The 280-nt window shown below is 56.8% G+C and carries 1 pseudogene; it reads right to left on the reverse strand.

Annotation, left to right across the window (positions count from 1 at the left end):
- Positions 1–280: pseudogene (locus tag HX855_RS33080) on the reverse strand (hypothetical protein); the annotation flags it as partial.

The raw sequence follows: 280 nt of genomic DNA on the forward strand, positions 1-280 counted from the left end.
CCGAGTTCGCTTTGGCCTTTGTTCTGCCTGAAAGCCGACCCCAGTGGTAGAAGCCAAGATAAAGGCCAGAGCGAAAGCCAAATCTGAAGCTGATGCAGCTCTGCTTTTCTGTGGGAGCTGGCTTGCCTGCGATGCAGGCAACTCGGTCTTCCAGATACACCGAGGTGATGCCATCGCAGGCAAGCCAGCTCCTACAGTGGACCGTGCCCGCTTTGGCTTTTGATTCTGCTTTTGCTTCTACACACTCAAGCCGGCCGGTAGGCCGGTAGGCCGCTGTGCT

This window comes from Pseudomonas sp. IPO3778 (assembly GCF_013386825.1).
Taxonomy (GTDB): Bacteria; Pseudomonadota; Gammaproteobacteria; order Pseudomonadales; family Pseudomonadaceae; genus Aquipseudomonas.